Origin of the sequence: Flavobacterium profundi, assembly GCF_006491645.1 — a bacterium.
Classification (GTDB): Bacteria; Bacteroidota; Bacteroidia; order Flavobacteriales; family Flavobacteriaceae; genus Flavobacterium; species Flavobacterium profundi.
This window is the reverse complement of sequence record NZ_VDCZ01000004.1, coordinates 47,990-68,640: the sequence shown is the minus strand read 5'-3', so window position 1 is coordinate 68,640 and position 20,651 is coordinate 47,990. Positions and strand designations below refer to the sequence as shown.

Below are 20,651 nucleotides of genomic sequence, written 5' to 3'. Positions count from 1 at the left end.
TTTAATTTATATTAAAAAACATCTCTTCGTAAAACATAGAACATTTTTTGTTCTTTAAATTGATCCCGTACTTTCTTGTTTTCTGAACCAATAATGTAAAAAATTTTATTTTTCACAATGGCTTTTTTATAAAGTGTACCTAAACATTTTACGGCTACTTTATCAATATCTTTAACTTTATCTAATGATATAGTAATCATTTTTTCTTTATCAATAATGGTTTCAAAATAGTTACTTATCAAACCCGTATTAGTAGCATTCAACAAGCCATTAATCTCAAAAATTCCTTGATTATTTGTAATGTGTAGTGCCATAATTTCTTCTTTTAAGAGTTAATAATAGTACAAATATCCAGTAGAATGAGTTGATTTACTGTTCTTTTCGATAACTTACCGATTTGTATAGACCAACAGAGGTAAAGAAATGATAGAAAGAAAATCTTTATATGAGGATCGTTTGGATTTTTAAAAAATGATATTTAAATCCACTATTTTATATAGCAACTAAAAAAGCCGAAGGTGTCCCTTCGGCTTTTTCTTGGTTAATAACATCATTTAATCCATATTCCGACTTACTTGATGTCTTTTTTTAGTAAAACGTTAGCTTTACATTCACATTTTATTATGATTCAAATCTAAGCACAAAAATATCAACCTTTAAATCAAATAGATAAAAAATAAAGAAGTGTCGATGAATGGCAAAAAAGTGTAGACAAAGGATTTATAATAAATTCAATCGCTTCATTAACTCGGGCCTATTGGCACGACTAACGGGAACGACTTCTTTCCCTATAAGTACACTATTATCCTCAATATCAATTATTTTTTGAGTATTAATGATAAAAGAACGGTGTACTTTTAAAAATAAATGATTAGGTAATTTATCTTCAATCTTTTTTAGCGTAGAATGTACAATATAGTTTTTAGTATCGGTTTTTATATGAATGTAATCGCCTTTTGCTTCTACGACTTTAACAGATTCAAATTCAATCTTAATCAATCTTCTGTCGATATTGACATAAAACTCTTTGGTTGTATCCTCTGAAACAGGTTGCTTAGTAGCTATTTTAGAAAAATTAGACATCACAGTTGCAGTAGCTTTTTGAAGGGCTTTTTGAAAGCGATCTTCTGTTATTGGTTTTACTAAATAATCTACGATACAATCGTATTCAAAAGCTTCAATGGCAAAATTTTTATCTGAAGTTACCAAAATAATTTTTGGAGGATTTTTTAAGGTTTGTATAAAATCAAACCCCGTAAAATCAGGCATATGAATGTCTAAAAAAATAAGATCAACCTCATTCTGATTCAAAAATTTTATGGCTTGAATTGCGTTTGAAAAACTTTCTATCAAGTTTAACTCGCTTTGATTATCAATCATTTGTGCAATGATTACTCTAGCCATTTCTTCGTCATCAATAATAATACAATTCATGTTTGTTTGTTTATAATGTTTGTACAAAATTTAACATCGCTTCTAAAACTATTTCAAACTCATTTTGAAACGTTGACACCTTATTTTTTAAATTTTCTTCATAGGTTTCAGCAAGATAGTAACTTTTTTCTAGACCTAAAATAGACACTTTGTGTTTTAATTTATGGACACTTTGTGCTGCTTCTTGCCAATTATTATTTTGCATTTGACTCTTGTAAACGGCTATCTCTTCAGGCAATTCTTTCTTTAAAATAGCTATCATTTTGGTTTTAAATTCTGAATTATCTCCTGCTAACTGTTCAATATAAGTAAGGTTAGGTTTTTCCATATCATTTTGAAATTGTAAAGAAAAAAGTGGTGCCTTCTCCTTCTTGACTTTCGACCCAAATTTCTCCATCGTAATAATTTACAATTTTTTTTACGATAGACAGGCCTATTCCAGAAGAAGAAGTATTACTTTCTAATTTGGTAAATACTTTAAAAATTCGATCAAAATAGTGTGCTGCAATTCCAACTCCATTATCTTTTACAAAGAACTCATAACATTGTTGCATTTCTTTGCCACCAATTTCAATTTTCCCCTCTGGTTTGTCATTATACGTAATGGCATTTTGAATTAAATTTTGATAAACCTGTTTAAAACGCCACGCATTTCCATAAATTTTAGGCAAATCTTCTTGAACTATTACTGTGATGTTTTTTGGAATAGTAAGTGTTCGTATGACCTCATCAATAATTAGATTTAAATTTAAAATTCGGTCTTCTGACTCTAACTTGTCGATGGTTGAATAATCTAATATCCCTTTAATTAATAAATCCATTTTTTCAACATTCGACAATACTTGATAAAGAGAAGTTAAACCATTTTCTCCTATACTTTCTTTATTATCTTCAATAACCCAATTTATTAAAGTATCTATATTTCGTAAAGGCGCTTTCAAGTCATGAGAAACCACATGAGCATATTCATTTAATTCTTGATTTTGTATTTCCAAATTCTTCAATAATTCCTCTCTTTGGTTTGTTATTGCTACAATTTCAAGGGCTTGTTTTTTTAAATATTCGGTTGGATTGAATTCTTTCTCATCGGCTAATTTTGTAGCATCTAAGTTCATTGCACTCAAAATAGCAGACAAGTTCTGATTCACTTCTTTCAGATTATTGGCTTCTTCTCTTAATTTTTTATTGGCTTCAAATAGTTCGTCTGAACTTATTTTCATGGCTCTTTGCAACATACTTAATTGATCCTCATAATTTTCGTACGAATCATTTACTGCGTTTAAAAAAGGCTTTAAATCCTTTAACAAAGCAGGATTGTTTTGAATTAATTTATCAATTTGTCTTTTTAAAAGTGATTTCATTATTCACTGATCAAGGTTAATGTCATCGTTTGATTGTGTAAATCACAAAAGGTATTATTTGCAAAAGGAGCCATTTCGCCATAGGAATAAAAACCAGTTATAGCAGTGGTATTTCCTATCACTTCTTGCACTCTTTCAATCTCTTCTTCTACTCGTTGATTCATTACTAACTTTCTACCAACACAACTCACCAGTAAAGCGAGTTGTGGTTCTGTTTTTCTATTTTGCATCGCTCGTTGTGCTGCTTCATTCGCTCCTTCTGCTATAGCATCTACTGAAGCCATCATTAATTGCACTTTTGAATTTTCAGGAACGTCGCCTGCTAAAGTCATCGATTGCTTTTCATTATCAATACCTAAAATAGTTCTAACGACAGGTTCTTTCTTTCCTTCTGGAGTTACATTTAATGGATATAGTAAAGAAGCTTGTGGCAACTGATGTGCCTTTTCACCTAAATATTTTTTATATAGATCCAATGCGGGTTGGCCATCGATTTCGTACAAAATATTGGCTTCTGATTTTGTAATAATACGTTCGGGGCCAAAAGAAGTCCATCCACCAAAACTTGCAAATGAAATTTCTAATGTAGCACCATAAAAACCAATTAAAACGACTTCACCTTCTTTGGGATTTTCTTTATAAGAGGCCAATGTTTTTTCAAATTTTGCATCATCTCCACACATACCGCCAGAAATGGGAATTGCATTTTCAATGTTTTTTTCCAAACCTTCTATTAAAGAACTTCCGTTCACAAAACTCCCTTCAGAAAGTACAAATAAATGTCTTAAATTTTCTTTAGGTAACGCATTATATAAAGATTCCCCTAATTTTTCAGCGTCTTTATGATGATTGAATATATTTTCTGTACGAATTTCAAACGTGCTTTTTTCAAATTCAATGGCTGTCACGACAACCGAGTTATCCAACACATTACTATCTATAATTTCTCCAGAAGTAGAACCAAATACTAAATGTTCGTATGGAAATTCTTTTCTAACAGCCTCAATGACTGCTTCTTTTTGCAATTCCATTCGATTTCCAAACACAAAAACTAAAGGATTTTGCAGCGTGCTTTTTTTTTGAAGATACGTCCAATTTTTTCCATCTAAAGTATAGGCTTGATTAATTTTCATACGCTAATTTTTAGGTAATTTAATAAAAAAAGTTGTCCCTTTTTTCAATTCACTTTCTATCCAAATTTTCCCTCCATAATTATCAACAATACGCTTTACAATAGACAAACCTATCCCAGTGGATTGTTCGTGTTGCGTAAAGGATTGAAAAATTTTAAAGATTTTTTCTTGATTTTCTTTTTCGATTCCTGGTCCGTTATCTGCAATAGAAAAAACATAGCTATTCGTATTCTCTTTACAAGCTATCGTTACTAATCCTTCAGGTTTATCAATATAATTTACAGCATTGCTAATAATATTTTGAAAGAGTTGTTGCATCCTAAATTTATCTGCTTGAATGACTGGTAAATAACTATCAATTTGGATTGTAATATTTTCAGGAATATGAATAATGTTAATACAATTTTCGACTACCTCTTGTATGCTAATTTTTTCATCAGTTACTTCTTCTGTATTTACTTTTGAATAGGTAAGAATTCCGTGAATTAGGTGATCCATCTTTTCCACTTTACTCTCAATCATATTCAGATATTGTGATGTTTGTTCACTAAACTCCTTTTCATTATCTTCTTTTATCCACGTGATTAAAGAATGAATACTACGCAAAGGAGATTTTAAATCATGTGAAACTACTTGAGCGTATTCGTTTAATTGATCATTTTGCTTTTCTAATTTTTTTAAAAGCTGTTCTTTTTGGAGTTCTAGGTTTTTTTGCTGCGTAATATCTAAGTGAATTCCTATAGAACCTGTAATTTCACCATTTAAATTATAATTGGGTGCGCCACTAATTAGCCAATGTTTAATGTCGCCTGTTTTCGTTTTAGAAGTAATTTCGTAAGAATCGGAAACCCCTTTGGTTCGGATTGTATTTTTATTTTTTATGATGGTTTTCCCTTCCTCTGTTAATACTAAATCGGAAGCCTTACTTCCTAACAAATCCAATAGCGTATAACCACTCATCTCACAAAAGGATTGGTTGGCAAAAAGAACAACATCATTATTATCGACCTCTAGTAACCCCATGTTCATATTTGCAATAATACTACTGTATTTTTGTCTTTCAGCTTCTAGGCTTTCTTTATACCTTTTCTGAAGCGTAACATCGTCATAACTCCAAAGATGACCTGCATACTTACCTTCCTTGTAAATAGGAAGAAAACTTCTTTCAAAAATTCTTCCATCAATTAATTCAATTTCTTCCGAAATGATATTTTTTTTATCTTTTAAAATAACATCAATTCTTTCGAGAAATTGATCTGGGTTTTTAAAAAAATGTTTCGATTCTTGAGCTGCTAATTCACAATCAAATCCTTTCATTAATTCGGGTTCCACTTGAATACCAAACATGGTACAGAATTTCTTATTTACAATTTGAATTTTTCTATTTTCATCTTCTAGTAGAATCCCCGATTGCAGATTTTCTATTAACGATGTTAGTCTGTTTTCAGACTCAATTAATTGTTGATTGAATTCTTTTTCAAGTGTTATATCTTCTTCGATGGCAAAGAATTTTATGATTTCACCATTTTTATTGTGTAACGCTTGTCCTTGAATGCGAACCCAGTATTTCTTTTTATTTTTAGAATAATTGATAATTTCACAACTAAAGGGTAATCCTTTTTGGATTTGATTTGCTAAATATTGAATCGTTTCTGGATCCGATTCTGTGCCTTGTAATAAATGGCCTGGCTTTTTGCCGATGAGTTCCGTTTTATTAAAACCAGACATTTCCACAAAACTATCATTAACCCATTCAATAAGTCCATCTTTATTACAAATAATAACCGAATTGATATTTTTTTCAGCAATTGAAGAGAGTACTGAAAGCTGTTCTTCACGCTCCTTTTCATCATCATGATTTTCAACAATGGCAAAATATTGAACCAATTTTTTATTTTCATCATAAACAGGTTGCCCTTTTATTTTTGCCCAAAACGGTCGTCCATTTTTGTGTGCGTGATATCCTTCGACATCAAAAAACTCACCTTTAAAAAAAGCAGTAACCATTTTTTGAAGCTCTTCGGGTGTCGATAAGTCACATTTACCAATTTGAACAGGTGTTTTCCCAATAATTTCATCTAAAGTATAACCTGTTAAGTCTAAGTAAGATTGGTTACACCAAAAAATAGTACCCATTGGATTCGTAAAAACGACCCCGTTTTTATTAGCACTTGCAACTAAAGAAATTTTATTTAATTCTTCTTTGTCTTTTTTTAATTTTTTTCTTTGCGAATTTACCGTATCTAACAATTCTTTAAGCTCCTGATTGTTGATTTCTTGGTTTTTTAAAACATGAAGTAAATCTAGCAAAGGATCAAAAATAGCAAAATCATGCAGCGTTAAGTTTTTTTCAATAACATGTTCCATGGATTTGAACCAAGGCGTTCCAATGAAAAGGTAGTGTTCGTTGTGTATATTGATTTGGCCCCTAAGAGAAATAGTAGCATCTAGGTTTGATTTTAAAACAACCAATGTTTCAATAGTGTCCTTAAAATTTTCATGGGAAAAAGAAGGAATGTGTGGTCGTTCTACCGAAAAGACTTCTGTAAAAAGACTATTTTCTGTTAAGCTGGGAATAATTTTTTGCAGACTCTTACCCAAACTAACAATTTGTAGATCTTTATCAATTAAAATGTAAAAAGGAAAAATTTCGTTAAAACTAGAAACATTAAAATTGAATTGAAAATCTTGCATATGCTTACCAACTTACATTAAAAATTTCGTGACTATCACCTAAATCTCTTGTTTGTAAAAGTGTAATAGTAGCGGAAACGCCAAACATAATAGCCAAACCTTGTATTAAACCTCTTACAAACTCTTGCAATCCTTCTCTTTTTGAAAAGTAATGTAAGTTAAGATTATTTTCTGATATATCCGAAACTTTAAACTCTGGAGGTGTTAATTTTGGATAAATTAACATCACTCTATTATGAAATAAAGGCAAATTAATTAGAAACTCTTTGAAAGTACTTCCTCCAGATTCCATTAATCCACCGTATTTTTCCTTAGTCGTTTTCACCACCCACCATTCTCCAAACGCGATTAGCACTTCTTGTAGCGACAGGTTCATTTCTTCTGAAACCGCTTGAGCTAATTTAAAAGTGATCGCATCGTCATAGGCTTCACCACTAATAAAAAAATCTTCTTCTATACCACTTTTCTCTAAGATAATTTCCCATTTCTCTTCTCCAAAATTAGAAGTAACTAAATCTTGAATGGCTTTATTTACAATTCCGTACATAATTTATTGTGATATGAGTTCGGTAATACTCCAATAGTCTAGCATTCTTTTGATTCTATCGGTATAATCTTCATATTTTAAAGGCTTTAAAACATATCCAGCAATACCAATTTTATAACATTCAAGCATGTCTTTGTGGTTACTTGAAGTGGTTAAAATAATAGCTGGAATATATTGTAATATTTCGTCATTCTTTAGGATAGTAAGAAATTCTATTCCGTTTAGTTTCGGCATGTTTAAATCCAATAAGATAATATCTGGAATGATTTCTTTTTCTTTTAAAATTGTTAAAGCTTCTTCGCCATTATTCGCTTCAATAATTTTATGATTCAATCCTAATGTTTTAACTACACGGTTAAATTTCATTACTTCGATTGCATCATCTTCTATTAATAATATGTTTAGAGATTTTGTCATGTTTTTTATTTTGTTTATAGCAGACACTTATTCAACAACAAAATTAAAAGCAAAATCAATTCCCTTATTTTGTTTTCGATTAGAAAGAAAGAAGTATAGACGAATGGAAAAAAAGTGTAGACGAATGGCATAAAAAAAGCTTATTAAAAATAAGCTTTAGTTTTTATATTGTATTACATGTATTTTAGAATTTCTGATTTCAACTTATCATATTCTCCTTGCAAAATTAAGCCATTATCGAGTAGTCTTTTATAATTTTGGAGTTTTTCAAAAAGCTCTTCTTGTGATAATTCACTTACTTTTTTTTCTTTTTTTTCTAATTCATTTGTAATTGTAAAATTGCTTTCCTCATGAGGAACTGGTAATATATCAGCAAAATCGATTACTTCTTCCACTACAGCTTCTTCAATTTGATTTGGAATACTATCTTCTTCCAAACCATTCACTTCTACGTCTTCTACTTTATTTAAAAGTTCTGAATTATCTTCGAATATTCGGATGTTATTTACAAAAGTATTCTTTTCTTTATTTTTAAAAATATCCAATTGTTCTTTGGAATAGGTATAGAGTTTTCTCGCTTGATTTTTGGGTAAATAATCAATGGTTTGTGTGAGTTGCGTTTTGGTACTCAAAGTAAAATCAGAACCCAAGATTCCTTCTTTTACAAACGCTGCTTCAATATCAGCCCAATCATAATCTACAAATTCCATCGACAAGCCTAAATTTTTAGGTTTACAAAGAATGATTCTTTTATTGGTAACCACAATACTATCTGGAAAAATAGTAATTGCTGGTTTTTTTTGAACTGCAATATACCCTACTTCTTCATTAGTCATGATTAAATTTTCTAATTTTGAAGTGATTTTCTCTATCGCTTTTGGATCTTGATCTTCGTTTAAAATTTTTTTTAAGTGGTCTAACATAATTGGAAAACTTTAGTAGATAAACAAAGATAAAGGCTAATTTTCTAATTTTTCTATTTCTTGTTTGATTTTTTTTGGAAGACTTTCGAAAACCAAATCATAGGAATGATTGATCAATTCGACCATCATTTTTGTAGCCACGTCATTATGAAAAAACACGGTATTCCAATGTTTTTTACTCATATGATACCCTGGTTGGATGGCTTCATATGTAGCTCTTAACTCAATTGCTTTTTGAGGATCACATTTCAGATTTAATGAGGGATTGCCTTTTTCCCAATTTTGTAATGAGGTTAAACAAAACATTTTCCCACCCACTTTAAATACCAATGTATCTTCGTCGAAGGGAAAATGTTCTGTAACTCCTTTTTTAGAAAGGCAATATTCGTATAACTGCTGAATATTCATTCTTTCAATTTAAAGGAATAAAAGTACTAAAAAATGTTCAACCTTTAAATTCTTGGCAAATCGTTTTCATCTTTTAAAGGCAAAAGAGAAGTCCCCATTAGATATTTATCTATATGATAGGCAGCTTGTCTTCCTTCTGAAATGGCCCAAACAATTAACGATTGACCTCTTCTCATATCGCCTGCTGAGAAAATTCCTTTTACATTGGTAGCATAATCTTTCGTAGAAGCTTTAATATTAGTTCTAAAATCCATTTCAACACCAAACTGTTCAGCTAACGTTTTTTCAGCACCTACAAATCCTAAAGCCAACAAGACTAAATCACAATCCCAATCTTTTTCTGTATTTGGAATTTCAATTAATTGAGGTCGTTCTCCATCTTTAAAAACCCATTCGACCTCAACGGTTTTTAATCCGACTACGTTTCCATTTTTATCTCCTATGAATTCTTTGGTTGAAATACTAAAAAAACGCTCTACTCCTTCTTGATGAGATGAAGTGGTTTTTAATTTCATAGGCCAATAAGGCCAAGGTTGATGTGCAGGGCGCCCTTCAGAAGGCTTACTTAAAATTTCAAAATTAGCAACCGATACTGCTCCATGACGATTACTCGTTCCAATGCAATCTGAACCCGTATCTCCACCTCCAATTACAATTACTTTCTTATCTTTTGCTGAGATAATTTCGTCAAAAGGAACCAAACCATCTACATATTGATTGTTTAATTTTAAAAAATCCATGGCTTGATGAATGCCTTTTAAATGAATTCCTTTGACAGGCATACTTCTTCTTTCCGTTGCACCACCGCATAATAAAACTGCATCAAAACTAGCTTTAATTGTTTCTACACTTATATTTTGGCCAACATGTGCTACTGTTTGAAAAGTAATTCCTTCTGCTTCCAAAATTTGCAAACGTCTATCGATAATGTGTTTTTCCAATTTAAAATCAGGAATACCATAACGTAATAAACCTCCTATTTTAGCATCTCTTTCAAAAACAGTTACCCAATGTCCTGCTCTATTCAATTGTTGGGCAGCCGCTAGACCTGATGGGCCAGAACCAATAATGGCTACTTTTTTGCCTGTCCTATTTTGAGGTGGTTTGGGTACAATCCAACCTTCTTTAAAAGCGGTTTCTATAATGTTTTTTTCAATATTTTCGATTGTTACAGGGTCTTCATTAATTCCTAAAACACAAGCCTCTTCACAAGGAGCTGGACATAAACGACCTGTAAATTCGGGAAAGTTATTTGTTGAATGTAAAATTTGAGCTGCTTCTTTCCACCTTCCTTTATACACCTTGTCATTAAAATCGGGTATACGATTTCCTAAAGGACACCCACTATGACAAAACGGAATACCACAATCCATGCATCTCGCGCCTTGAGTCTTTAATTTATTTTCCTCTAATGGAATTGTAAATTCTTTGTAATTTTTAAGTCTTTCTTCAACTTTTAAATAGTTTTCATTTACTCGTTCATATTCTAAAAATCCGGTTGCTTTTCCCATATCATTATTGTTTTACGAGGTTTTCTTGTTGTATTTTGATTAATGCTTGTTTGTACTCTTCTGGGAAAACTTTAATAAATTTACTTAATTCTGTTTCCCAATTTTCTAAAATGCGTTGTGCCAAAGGACTCATGGTCGCATTATAATGATTTTCGATAAGTTGCTTTAGTTCGATGCAATCTTCTTCTAAAACTACTGGATCTAAATTTAATCCTTCCGTATTACACTGTTTTTCAAAAGTTTGCTTAGCATCATAAATATAAGCAATACCACCGCTCATTCCTGCACCAAAATTGCGTCCTACTTCACCTAAAATTACGGCTCTTCCGCCTGTCATATATTCACATCCATGATCCCCAATTCCTTCTACAACAGCTGTAGCCCCTGAATTTCTAACACAAAAACGTTCTCCTGCTTTTCCGTTAATATATACTTCTCCAGAAGTTGCTCCATATAAAGCTACATTCCCAATAATAATGTTTTCTTCAGGAATAATAGTAGCTTCTTCGGGTACTTTAACCACTAATTTTGCTCCTGAAAGACCTTTACCCAAATAATCATTCGAGTTTCCATTAATCACTAAAGTTAATCCTCTGGTTGCAAATGCTCCAAAACTTTGACCTGCTGAACCCGTAAAATTAATTTTCAAGGTGTTTTCTGGCAACCCTTGGGAACCATAAATTTTTGAAATTTCATTACTTAAAACCGCACCAAAAGCTCTGTCTCTATTTGTTATTTTAGATTCTAATACGGTTTTCTCTTTTCTAAATAAAGCAGGATGCGCTTGTCGAATAATCTTAAAATCGAGGGATTTTTCCAAGTGATGGTCTTGAGATTCTGTATGGTATAATTTAGTCCCTTCTGGTACTTCTACTTTATGTAAGATAGGAGACAAATCCAATCCCATGGCTTTGTAATGTTGAATGGTTTTATTGCGATTTAATTTTTGCACTTGACCCACCATTTCATTCACTGTTCGAAAACCCAATTGAGCCATAATTTCTCTTAATTCCTGCGCCACGAAATACATAAAATTAACCACATGTTCGGGTTTTCCTTGAAATTTCTTTCTTAATTCAGGATTTTGAGTAGCAATACCAACAGGACAAGTATTTAAATGACACACTCTCATCATTACACACCCGGAAGCCACTAATGGAGCCGTTGCAAAACCAAATTCTTCTGCTCCTAATAAACAAGCTATTGCAACATCTCTTCCAGTTTTCAATTGTCCATCACATTCCAAAACCACCCTATTTCTAAGATTGTTCATAACCAATGTTTGTTGGGCCTCAGCCAAACCTAACTCCCAAGGTAATCCTGCATGTTTAAGAGAAGTTAAAGGGGAAGCACCAGTTCCTCCATCATGACCAGAAATTAGAATAACATCGCCTTTTGCTTTGGCAACACCTGCCGCAACCGTTCCAATTCCTACTTCAGAAACTAACTTAACATTAATTCGTGCTTCTCTATTAGCCGATTTCAAATCGTAGATAAGTTGCGATAAATCTTCAATAGAATAAATATCGTGGTGTGGTGGTGGAGAAATTAAACCTACATAAGGAGTAGAATTCCTTGTTTTTGCAATATCAGGATTTACTTTAGGACCTGGTAGTTGCCCACCTTCTCCAGGCTTAGCACCTTGAGCCATTTTGATTTGGATTTCAGAAGCATTGGTAAGATAATTTGAAGTAACACCAAAGCGACCCGACGCTACTTGTTTTATTGCAGAATTTTTCCAGTCTCCATCAGCATCTCTATAAAATCGTTCTTCATCTTCACCTCCTTCACCAGAATTACTTTTTCCTCCAATTCGATTCATAGCAATAGCTAAATTTTCATGTGCTTCTTTACTGATAGAGCCATAAGACATCGCCCCGGTTTTAAAACGTTTTACAATTTCAGTCCATGGTTCTACTTCTTCAACAGGAATAGGATCATAATTCGTAAATTCAAACAAACCTCGAATGGTCATCAATCGTTTCGATTGTTCGTTTATGATTTCAGAATATTCTTTAAAGGTACTATGTTTATTACTTCGAACCGACTCTTGTAATTTGGCAACCGATAATGGATTAAAAGCGTGCTTTTCTCCATTTCTCCTCCATTTATAGTCACCACCAAATTCTAAATCCAGCTCTCCTTCAATTCCATTTTTTTGATAGGCTTTATGATGTCTTTTAGAAATTTCACTTTCAATTTCTTTTAAACCAATTCCTTGAATTCTAGTGATAGTATTTGGAAAATATTCTTCTACTATTTTAGTATTTAAACCAATACATTCAAAAAGTTGCGCACCTCTGTAAGAATTTAAAGTTGAGATACCAATTTTATTCATTACTTTTAAAATACCCATACCTATCGCCTTGTTATAATTCTGAATGGCATGTAAATAATCAATATTTTCAAGTTCTTTATTTTCAACTTGATTATAGACTATTTCATTTACGATATACGGATTTATAGCACTTGCACCATAGCCGAAAAGTAACGCAAAATGATGTACTTCTCGAGGTTCAGCCGATTCGATAATAATACTTACTTTAGCTCTTTTCCCTATTTTATACAACTCATGATTTACGTAAGAACAAGCTAATAAAGCAGGAATAGGTGCCATTTTATGATTCACACCTCTGTCGGATAAAATGATAATATTTCCTCCTTCATCAATGGCTTTGGAAGCGGTATCTACTAAATTAACAAGAGCTCTTTCTAATTCATTTAAACCTTTGCCAACTTCATACAAAATAGAAATAGTTGTTACAACAAAGTCAGGGTTGTGTGTATAATTTTTAATCTTATCTAAATCATGTTTTGAAATTACAGGATTTTGAATTTTTAGTTTTCTACATTGATCTTCATTAATTTTAAAGATATTTGTGTCACTTCCTAAAGTTAAGCTTATATCGGTTATTAATTTTTCACGAATACCATCTAATGGCGGATTGGTTACTTGAGCAAACAATTGCTTAAAATAGTTGTAAATTAATTGTGGTTTTTGAGACAAAATTGCTATTGGAGCATCATTTCCCATGGAACCAATTGGTTCTTTACCCGTTTGCGCCATTGGCAAAATAATTGTCTTCAAATCTTCTTCTGTGTATCCAAAAAGAATTTGTCGTTTTTGAAGTGCATCTTCTTTATGTTTAATGGGTCCTTTTTTTGCTGGAATATCTTTTAAATGAACTAAATTTTTATCCAACCATTTTTTATAGGGATGTTTAGAAACAATTTTCTCTTTAATTTCTTCATCATTTACAATTCTCCCTTGATTCATATTAACTAAAAACATTTTTCCTGGTTCTAATCGGCCATGACGTTCAATATTTTTAGGATCAATATCTATAACACCTGTTTCTGAAGACATAATTACATAACCATCTTTAGTAACCGTATAGCGTGAAGGACGCAATCCGTTTCTATCTAAAACAGCACCAATATAATTTCCATCTGTAAATGGAATAGAAGCTGGACCATCCCAAGGTTCCATGATACAAGAATTATATTCATAAAAAGCCTTTTTAGCTTCAGACATATTTGGGTTTTTCTCCCAAGCTTCGGGAACAAGCATCATCATTACTTCTGGCAAAGAACGCCCCGTCATTAACAACAGTTCTACCATCATATCCATTTGAGCAGAATCTGATTTTCCAGGTAATATAATAGGAAACAATTTTTTAATATCGTCTCCAAACCATTCGCTTTCCATTAATTCTTGTCGGGATAATGTTCGAGAGACATTTCCTCTTAATGTGTTAATTTCACCGTTATGACACATATATCGAAAAGGTTGCGCTAAATCCCAAGTTGGAAAAGTATTGGTAGAGAAGCGCTGATGTACTAAAGCCAACCGAGTAACCAGTGAAGGATCTTGTAAATCTTTATAGTATAATTTAATGTCTTCAGGAATCAAAAGTCCTTTAAAAATAATAGTCTTAGTCGATAAGCTAGGCAAATAAAAACGTTTGCTCTCCGATAATTTTGATGTATTAATATCATGTTCGGCTTGTTTTCTAGCTGTAAATAATTTTAAATTAAAAGTAAAATCATCTTGTTTTTTTTCTGATTTACCAACGAAAATTTGCTTTATATATGGTTCCGTTTCAGCAGCAATTCTTCCAATAACTGTGGTATCAACTGGAACTTCCCTCCAACCTAAAACAAGCAATCCTTGTTTTTCTATATAATATTCCAACTTTTCAATACAATAGTTGCGTTGGTTTTCTTTTTTAGGAAGAAAAACATTACTTACTGCATATTCACCTTCTTTTGGCAACACAAAATCACATTTTTTCACAAAAAAATCATGAGGAATATCTATTAAAATTCCAGCACCATCTCCTGTTTTCCCATCAGCACTTACAGCTCCTCTATGCTCAAGCTTTTCAAGTATTTCTAATGCTTTATGAATAATATCATTTGATTTGTTTCCTTTTAAACTACAAATAAAACCAGCACCACAATTATCGTGTTCAAACTCTGGCAAATAAAGTCCTTGTTTTTTTAGCATTGTTGTCATTTTTTTTCGATTTTTTTTACCCCTCTACCACTAAATTATAATTTAGAATTTTAATACTAAAATCTTACAATGATTATTACGATTTTGAAAATATTAACTCTTAAAAAAATTATTTTCATAATTTAAAGGCTTTTTTTTAAGAAATTAACAATGATTAAAATTTAACAAATACTGAATTTTATTAAACTTTAATTATTAATTGAATTAAAAACATGAATTATATGTAACGATTTTTAATAAATAGTAAATAAAATTCATTTTTTTAATTATTATTTTTTTAAAAAAATTAAAAAATAAAAAGATACCCTAATTTTTTTAGGGTATAAAATGAAAATATAATAAAAATCAATAACTTAGTCCTATTTTTTTATGGGTGTAATTTGTTTTTAAATACATTTGTTTCAACAACTATAAAAAACAACATTTATGAAAAAACACTTTACAATTACATTATTATTATTTTCCATTTGTTTCTACGCACAAGAACAAACAACAGCAGAAGAAACTGCAACAGAAGAAAAAAAATTTACCTTTTATGGAAGTGTAGATACGTATTACAGGGCTAATTTAACCGCACCAAATGATGATAACCAAATTGCACCAAGCACCTCATTTGCTGACAAATCCGGATTCGCATTAGGAATGGCAAATATCATTGCCAAATACGAAAAAAACAAAGTAGGCGCTGTAGCCGACTTAGCTTTTGGACCAAGAGCTATTCAAGCCAGCTTTATCGACTCTACTTTTGTAAATCAACTTTATGTTTTCTACAACCTATCAGACAAAGTAAAACTAACCGCGGGAAAATTCAACACCTATTTAGGTTACGAACTAATTTCACCTGTTGGCAACTTCAATTATAGCACTTCTTATCTCTTTACCAATGGCCCTTTTAATCACACAGGTTTAAAAGCAGATTTCACTTTATCTGAAAAAACAAGTTTACTCTTAGGGGTTTTCAACCAAACTGATATTAATCTTTTTAATCCAGATGGCAGTTATGCCGTAGGAGCGCAATTTGGTTACAATAGTCAGTTTTTAAATATTTTATATGACGATGCTGGCTTAGGGTTAGAAATTGATTTTACTGGAGGATTCAACCCGTCAGAATCATTTTTTCTAGGTATAAATGGCGCTTATGCAGACAATGATGGTGAAGGTTTTTATGGAGCCGCTTTATACCCTCAATACACACTTAACAAATCTTTTATTTTAGGCCTAAGAGGCGAATATTTCACACGACAAAGCGACCTCATAGATGATGACCCTAACGTAATAGCCATAACCCTTACTGGAAGCTATACCGTTGATGACTTAACCATTAAGCCGGAATTTCGATTGGACAATGGTTCGAAAGAAATTTTTATTACCAATGAACTAGAACCAACTAAATCTTTAGGTTCCTTTTTAATCGCTGCTATTTATAAATTTTAACTAAATACTACATTTCTAATGAAAAAAATTGAAGCAATAATCAGAAAATCAAAATTTTCTGCTGTAAAAAAAGCCCTTCATGAAATTGGTGTCAACTTTTTCTCTTATTGGGACGTAACAGGCATTGGCAACGAAAAACAAGGACATGTTTATAGAGGCATTTCTTATAGTACTAGTGATATTCAAAGAAGATACCTTTCCATCGTTGTTAATGATGATTTTGAGGAAGCAACCATTAAAGCTATTCTTGATGCTGCCGCAACAGGTGAAGTAGGCGATGGTAAAATATTTGTTTCCCATATAGACGAAGTGTACAGAATTCGTACGGGAGAAAAAGGCGGTCAAACTTTAAAATAACTAATCAAAATTTACAAAACTTATTATGGAAGATGTTACGAAACAAATAACCGAAATAAATGGAGCATTCGATATTTTATGGATACTTATTGCTGGTGTGCTCGTCTTTTTAATGCAAGCGGGTTTCACTTTAGTTGAAGCGGGTTTCACAAGATCCAAAAACACTATTAATATAATCATGAAAAACGTAATGGATTTATGTATTGGTTCATTAGGTTTTTGGGCAATCGGCTACACGTTGATGTATGGAGACACTATAGGTTCTTTTATTGGCAGCCCTTCATTATTTTATAATTCAGAAGGCGAAATGCACAATCTATTTTTTCAAACTGTATTTTGTGCAACTGCAGCAACAATAATTTCAGGAGCCGTAGCTGAAAGAACAAAATTCTCAACTTATTTAATACTGTCTTTAGTTATGACAGTTTTCATTTACCCTATTTCAGGTCATTGGGTATGGCAAGGAAGCGGTTGGTTAACCAATTTAGGCTTTATTGATTTTGCGGGATCAACCGTAGTACATTCTGTGGGAGGATGGGCTGCATTAGTAGCGGCTTATTTAGTAGGTCCAAGAATTGGAAAATATACTGATGGTAAATCCAATGCAATTCCTGGACACAACATGATGTATGGCGCCCTTGGAGTTCTAATTTTATGGTTTGGATGGTTTGGATTTAATGGAGGTTCTGAATTGGCAATTTCTGGAAATCATGCTAAAAATGTTTCCAATGTTTTCATCACAACTAATTTAGCTGCTGCGGCTGGAGCAATTATTGCTATGTTTTACACTTGGTTTAAGTATAAAAAACCAGATGTATCTATGACTTTGAATGGTGCTTTAGCTGGTTTAGTAGGGATTACTGCTGGATGTGCAGTCGTTTCTAATGTTGGCGCTTTAGCCATAGGTGCTATTTGCGGTTTAGTAGTAGTATTAGCCATTAGCTTTATTGATGCAAAACTCAAAATTGACGATCCTGTTGGTGCTATTTCTGTACATGGTGTTTGTGGAGCTTTAGGCACAATTTTAGTTGGTGTATTTGCGATTGACGGAGGATTATTATATGGTGGTGGTTTAACCCAATTAGGAGTTCAAGCATTAGGAGTATTCGCTATTGGAACTTGGGCTATAGTCACTACTTTTATAGTGTTATTTGCATTAAAGAAAACGGTTGGACTACGTGTTTCTGAAAAAGATGAAACAGAAGGCCTTGACATAACTGAACATGCCATGAATGCTTACCCTGATTTTAGATTGAATGAAAAATAAATGTTCGCCTTAATTATTTTTAACTTAAAAGAGCTGATTTAGAAAACAGCTCTTTTTTATTCTATTTTATACAATATAGGCTTACTTGGTGAAGCATCGTTTTCAAATGAAGCAATTTGCAAATTCAAGAGATAATCTCCGTCAGAAATATGTTCCGAAATATAGATCATTTCCGTAATGGTGGCATTAAAACGAGCCTCTTTATTTACATTCTTCACATCATTAACATTCCAAAATGCTTTATGAGCCAATAACTTTCCTTCGTCATGTTCTTTATCCACACTTGGTAAATCGATTAACAGATGCATCACCCCTTGCTCTCTTAAAAAAACAGCAGCTCCTTCAGAAAGATAAGGCGGATTGGTATGAGAGTATTTTTTATGCTTTTTTGCTTCCTCATTTGGCAATGTTCTAATAACTAAAGCTTCTGGCTTTTTTTCTAAAAGCAATGTTTCAATTTGTTCTTTAGTAATTATCCAATCTTCCCCGTTTTGTTTAGGAATTACTGAAATTAATTGCGCTGTAAAAAAAAAGGTCTGCAAACATTGATTAATACTGTAAAAATCATTAGTAATATGACCCAAACACTCAGTATGTGTACCATGTGCATGTGGATTAAAAAATATATTGTTGAAATTGGTAGACGAACTTCCTTCTGATACTTTTCCAATCCATTCTGAATCAGCTGTTCCCATTCTTACCGGTTCAATTTTAGGTAAACCTTGATACCATGCGATTGGATTTTTTTCATCATTACTTAATGGAATAGATATATCTAAAGGTTGTGATAAATCAATTTGAATCGTATTGTTTACAAGTGCTTTCACGTATTCTATCTAGTTATTGAATTACTCCAAATTTAACAAAAATAAATCGGAAGCAATTCCATCAGCCAGAAACTTTCCTTTTACAGTAGTTTTCATTACATTTTCATCATTATTTTGAGAAACAATTTCAAGCAATCCATCTGCTATGTGTCTTTTTGACTGTTCCTTTAAATAATTCAAATAGGTTTTCCCAAATTCTTTTTCAATTCGTACCAATGAAACACCCCAAATCGTTCGCAACCCTGTCATTACATATTCATTATACCGATCCTGACGCGTTAACAATTCAGTTTCCATTGGCAATTGACTTTTTTGAATAGATTGGATATACAACGTGTTATTAGAAATATTCCAACTGCGATTTTTTCCATCATAACTATGTGCTGACGGACCTATGCCCATATATTTTTTACCCAACCAATATGCAGAATTGTTTTTTGAGAAATAATTAGGCTTCCCAAAATTAGACAATTCATAATGCACAAAACCCTTTTCTTCCAATTCCTCAATCAAAATATGAAATTGCGCTTCTGCAACTGTATCATCGGGTGGATTTACAATTCCTTTTTGAATAAATTTTTGCAAAGCCGTTTTAGGTTCAACTGTTAAGGCATAACTGGAAATATGAGGTATATTAAAAGACAAAGCTTTATCAATATTATGTTTCCATTTTTCATTAGTTGAACCAGGAATTCCATAAATTAAATCCAAAGAAATATTATCAAAATACTTTGTCGCTATTTGCAAGCATTTTTCTGCTTCTTTTGCATTATGAGCGCGATTCATCAATAGTAAATCCTCCTCAAAAAAAGACTGTATTCCAATTGACAACCGATTCACTCCCATTTGCTTCAATTCTAAAACGCGCTCCTCCGTTATATCATCAGGGTTTGCTTCTACTGTAATTTCTGGATTATTTACAACGTTGTAATTTTGGTAAACCGAATCGATTACTAATTTTAAATCCGAATTACTTAAAATACTAGGTGTTCCTCCACCAAAATAAATCGTTTCTAGGGTTTCTTTTTCAAACTCGTCTTTTCTAAGTTCGATTTCTTTAGTGATAGCAAAAACCATTTCATCTTTCTTCTTCAAATTTGTAGAAAAATGAAAATCACAATAATGGCACGCTTGTTTACAAAAAGGGATATGAATATAGATACCACTCATTTTTTAATTCTATTCTCATTTTGTTTTACAAATGCTTCCCATCCCGAATAACTTTTCCCCACTTCAACCCGACTCGAATTAAAAAAATGACAAACTGCTGCAGCCAAACCATCAGTAGAATCAAGATTCTTTGGTAAGGTTTTCAAACCCAATAATTGCTGAAGCATTTTAGCAACTTGTTCTTTACTTGCATTTCCATTTCCGGTAATAGCCATTTTTATTTTTTTTGGCTCATATTCTGTAATAGGTATTTGTCTAGACAAACCTGCAGCCATAGCCACACCTTGCGCTCTTCCTAATTTCAACATCGACTGTACATTTTTACCAAAAAAAGGAGCTTCAATCGCAATTTCATCCGGATGATGGGTGTCGATAAGCTCAATAGTTCTTTCAAAAATGACCTTCAACTTCGTATAATGATCATCATATTTATTTAGGATTAATTCATTTAACTGCAGAAATTCCATCTTTTTTTGAACTACTTTTATGAGTCCAAACCCCATGATAGTAGTTCCTGGGTCAATTCCTAATATGATACGTTCGTTTATCAAAATTTAGCTTAAAATTTTAGGGTTTAACAGCGTAAAGTTTGTTACTTTGCCATTATGTTTTCAATTTCATACAAAGCTAAACAATTCCTATTAGTTAT

Annotated in this window: 18 protein-coding genes; 3 read left to right on the top strand and 15 right to left on the bottom strand. The window is 32.1% G+C overall.

Annotation, left to right across the window (positions count from 1 at the left end):
* Positions 1-11: 11 nt before the first annotated feature.
* From FHG05_RS07040 to gltB, 12 genes are all read right to left on the bottom strand, one after another.
* The gene (locus FHG05_RS07040; protein WP_140997312.1) at positions 12-314 is read right to left on the bottom strand and encodes an STAS domain-containing protein; all 303 of its coding nucleotides are present in this window, start codon (positions 312-314) and stop codon (positions 12-14) included.
* A 406-nt stretch (positions 315-720) separates the two neighbouring features.
* Complete coding sequence (locus tag FHG05_RS07035) at positions 721-1,434, bottom strand: LytR/AlgR family response regulator transcription factor (RefSeq protein ID WP_140997311.1); 714 nt, start codon at positions 1,432-1,434, stop codon at positions 721-723.
* 10 nt (positions 1,435-1,444) lie between these two features.
* Entirely contained in the window at positions 1,445-1,762 is a 318-nt protein-coding gene (locus FHG05_RS07030) for an Hpt domain-containing protein (RefSeq protein WP_232338062.1), read from the bottom strand.
* A 1-nt stretch (position 1,763) separates the two neighbouring features.
* Positions 1,764-2,795, bottom strand: a complete 1,032-nt coding sequence (locus tag FHG05_RS07025) for a sensor histidine kinase (RefSeq protein ID WP_140997310.1) — start codon at positions 2,793-2,795, stop codon at positions 1,764-1,766.
* Entirely contained in the window at positions 2,795-3,928 is a 1,134-nt protein-coding gene (locus tag FHG05_RS07020; protein ID WP_140997309.1) for an FIST signal transduction protein, read from the bottom strand. The genes FHG05_RS07025 and FHG05_RS07020 overlap by 1 nt, the downstream gene beginning before the upstream one ends.
* Before the next feature lie 3 nt (positions 3,929-3,931).
* Positions 3,932-6,622: a PAS domain-containing protein gene (locus FHG05_RS07015; RefSeq protein WP_140997308.1), complete on the bottom strand. Its 2,691-nt coding sequence runs from the start codon at positions 6,620-6,622 to the stop codon at positions 3,932-3,934.
* Between the two features lie 4 nt (positions 6,623-6,626).
* Complete coding sequence (locus tag FHG05_RS07010) at positions 6,627-7,169, bottom strand: heme NO-binding domain-containing protein (protein ID WP_140997307.1); 543 nt, start codon at positions 7,167-7,169, stop codon at positions 6,627-6,629.
* A gap of 3 nt (positions 7,170-7,172) precedes the next feature.
* Complete coding sequence (locus FHG05_RS07005; protein ID WP_140997306.1) at positions 7,173-7,586, bottom strand: response regulator; 414 nt, start codon at positions 7,584-7,586, stop codon at positions 7,173-7,175.
* Between the two features lie 173 nt (positions 7,587-7,759).
* Positions 7,760-8,509, bottom strand: a complete 750-nt coding sequence (locus FHG05_RS07000) for a PH domain-containing protein (RefSeq protein ID WP_140997305.1) — start codon at positions 8,507-8,509, stop codon at positions 7,760-7,762.
* Between the two features lie 36 nt (positions 8,510-8,545).
* Positions 8,546-8,917 (bottom strand): MmcQ/YjbR family DNA-binding protein, encoded by a 372-nt coding sequence (locus FHG05_RS06995; RefSeq protein ID WP_140997304.1) that lies wholly within the window; start codon positions 8,915-8,917, stop codon positions 8,546-8,548.
* A 44-nt stretch (positions 8,918-8,961) separates the two neighbouring features.
* The gene (locus FHG05_RS06990; protein ID WP_140997303.1) at positions 8,962-10,428 is read right to left on the bottom strand and encodes a glutamate synthase subunit beta; all 1,467 of its coding nucleotides are present in this window, start codon (positions 10,426-10,428) and stop codon (positions 8,962-8,964) included.
* A gap of 4 nt (positions 10,429-10,432) precedes the next feature.
* Positions 10,433-14,938: a glutamate synthase large subunit gene (gltB, locus tag FHG05_RS06985; RefSeq protein WP_140997497.1), complete on the bottom strand. Its 4,506-nt coding sequence runs from the start codon at positions 14,936-14,938 to the stop codon at positions 10,433-10,435.
* A 435-nt stretch (positions 14,939-15,373) separates the two neighbouring features.
* On the opposite strand from gltB, the gene FHG05_RS06980 reads away from it, so the two are divergent.
* Genes FHG05_RS06980 through FHG05_RS06970 form a run of 3 tightly spaced genes read left to right on the top strand, consistent with a single transcriptional unit; the run spans position 15,374 to position 18,005 of the window.
* Entirely contained in the window at positions 15,374-16,381 is a 1,008-nt protein-coding gene (locus FHG05_RS06980) for an outer membrane beta-barrel protein (protein WP_140997302.1), read from the top strand.
* Between the two features lie 18 nt (positions 16,382-16,399).
* Positions 16,400-16,738, top strand: coding sequence for a P-II family nitrogen regulator (locus FHG05_RS06975; RefSeq protein ID WP_140997301.1), 339 nt, complete (start codon positions 16,400-16,402; stop codon positions 16,736-16,738).
* A gap of 25 nt (positions 16,739-16,763) precedes the next feature.
* The gene (locus FHG05_RS06970) at positions 16,764-18,005 is read left to right on the top strand and encodes an ammonium transporter (protein WP_140997300.1); all 1,242 of its coding nucleotides are present in this window, start codon (positions 16,764-16,766) and stop codon (positions 18,003-18,005) included.
* 56 nt (positions 18,006-18,061) lie between these two features.
* Here FHG05_RS06970 and FHG05_RS06965 read toward each other — a convergent pair whose 3' ends face one another.
* The 3 genes from FHG05_RS06965 to ruvC are packed head-to-tail and all read right to left on the bottom strand — an operon-like array spanning position 18,062 to position 20,553.
* The gene (locus tag FHG05_RS06965) at positions 18,062-18,832 is read right to left on the bottom strand and encodes a cyclase family protein (RefSeq protein ID WP_140997299.1); all 771 of its coding nucleotides are present in this window, start codon (positions 18,830-18,832) and stop codon (positions 18,062-18,064) included.
* Positions 18,833-18,853: 21 nt separating this feature from the next.
* The gene (gene hemW / locus FHG05_RS06960; RefSeq protein ID WP_140997298.1) at positions 18,854-20,002 is read right to left on the bottom strand and encodes a radical SAM family heme chaperone HemW; all 1,149 of its coding nucleotides are present in this window, start codon (positions 20,000-20,002) and stop codon (positions 18,854-18,856) included.
* Entirely contained in the window at positions 19,999-20,553 is a 555-nt protein-coding gene (ruvC, locus tag FHG05_RS06955) for a crossover junction endodeoxyribonuclease RuvC (RefSeq protein WP_140997297.1), read from the bottom strand. Before ruvC ends, hemW begins: the two co-directional genes overlap by 4 nt.
* Positions 20,554-20,651 lie beyond the last annotated feature (98 nt).

What these genes read in the sequence shown, in the direction of transcription:
- FHG05_RS07040 (WP_140997312.1), bottom strand. Translation starts at nt 314, where the DNA reads ATGGCACTACACATTACAAATAATCAAGGAATTTTTGAGATTAATGGC.
- FHG05_RS06970 (WP_140997300.1), top strand. Translation starts at nt 16,764, where the DNA reads ATGGAAGATGTTACGAAACAAATAACCGAAATAAATGGAGCATTCGAT.
- FHG05_RS07025 (WP_140997310.1), bottom strand. Translation starts at nt 2,795, where the DNA reads ATGAAATCACTTTTAAAAAGACAAATTGATAAATTAATTCAAAACAAT.
- FHG05_RS07005 (WP_140997306.1), bottom strand. Translation starts at nt 7,586, where the DNA reads ATGACAAAATCTCTAAACATATTATTAATAGAAGATGATGCAATCGAA.
- FHG05_RS07030 (WP_232338062.1), bottom strand. Translation starts at nt 1,762, where the DNA reads ATGGAAAAACCTAACCTTACTTATATTGAACAGTTAGCAGGAGATAAT.
- FHG05_RS07000 (WP_140997305.1), bottom strand. Translation starts at nt 8,509, where the DNA reads ATGTTAGACCACTTAAAAAAAATTTTAAACGAAGATCAAGATCCAAAA.
- gltB (WP_140997497.1), bottom strand. Translation starts at nt 14,938, where the DNA reads ATGCTAAAAAAACAAGGACTTTATTTGCCAGAGTTTGAACACGATAAT.
- FHG05_RS06980 (WP_140997302.1), top strand. Translation starts at nt 15,374, where the DNA reads ATGAAAAAACACTTTACAATTACATTATTATTATTTTCCATTTGTTTC.
- FHG05_RS06975 (WP_140997301.1), top strand. Translation starts at nt 16,400, where the DNA reads ATGAAAAAAATTGAAGCAATAATCAGAAAATCAAAATTTTCTGCTGTA.
- FHG05_RS06995 (WP_140997304.1), bottom strand. Translation starts at nt 8,917, where the DNA reads ATGAATATTCAGCAGTTATACGAATATTGCCTTTCTAAAAAAGGAGTT.
- FHG05_RS07035 (WP_140997311.1), bottom strand. Translation starts at nt 1,434, where the DNA reads ATGAATTGTATTATTATTGATGACGAAGAAATGGCTAGAGTAATCATT.
- FHG05_RS06990 (WP_140997303.1), bottom strand. Translation starts at nt 10,428, where the DNA reads ATGGGAAAAGCAACCGGATTTTTAGAATATGAACGAGTAAATGAAAAC.
- hemW (WP_140997298.1), bottom strand. Translation starts at nt 20,002, where the DNA reads ATGAGTGGTATCTATATTCATATCCCTTTTTGTAAACAAGCGTGCCAT.
- FHG05_RS07015 (WP_140997308.1), bottom strand. Translation starts at nt 6,622, where the DNA reads ATGCAAGATTTTCAATTCAATTTTAATGTTTCTAGTTTTAACGAAATT.
- FHG05_RS07010 (WP_140997307.1), bottom strand. Translation starts at nt 7,169, where the DNA reads ATGTACGGAATTGTAAATAAAGCCATTCAAGATTTAGTTACTTCTAAT.
- FHG05_RS07020 (WP_140997309.1), bottom strand. Translation starts at nt 3,928, where the DNA reads ATGAAAATTAATCAAGCCTATACTTTAGATGGAAAAAATTGGACGTAT.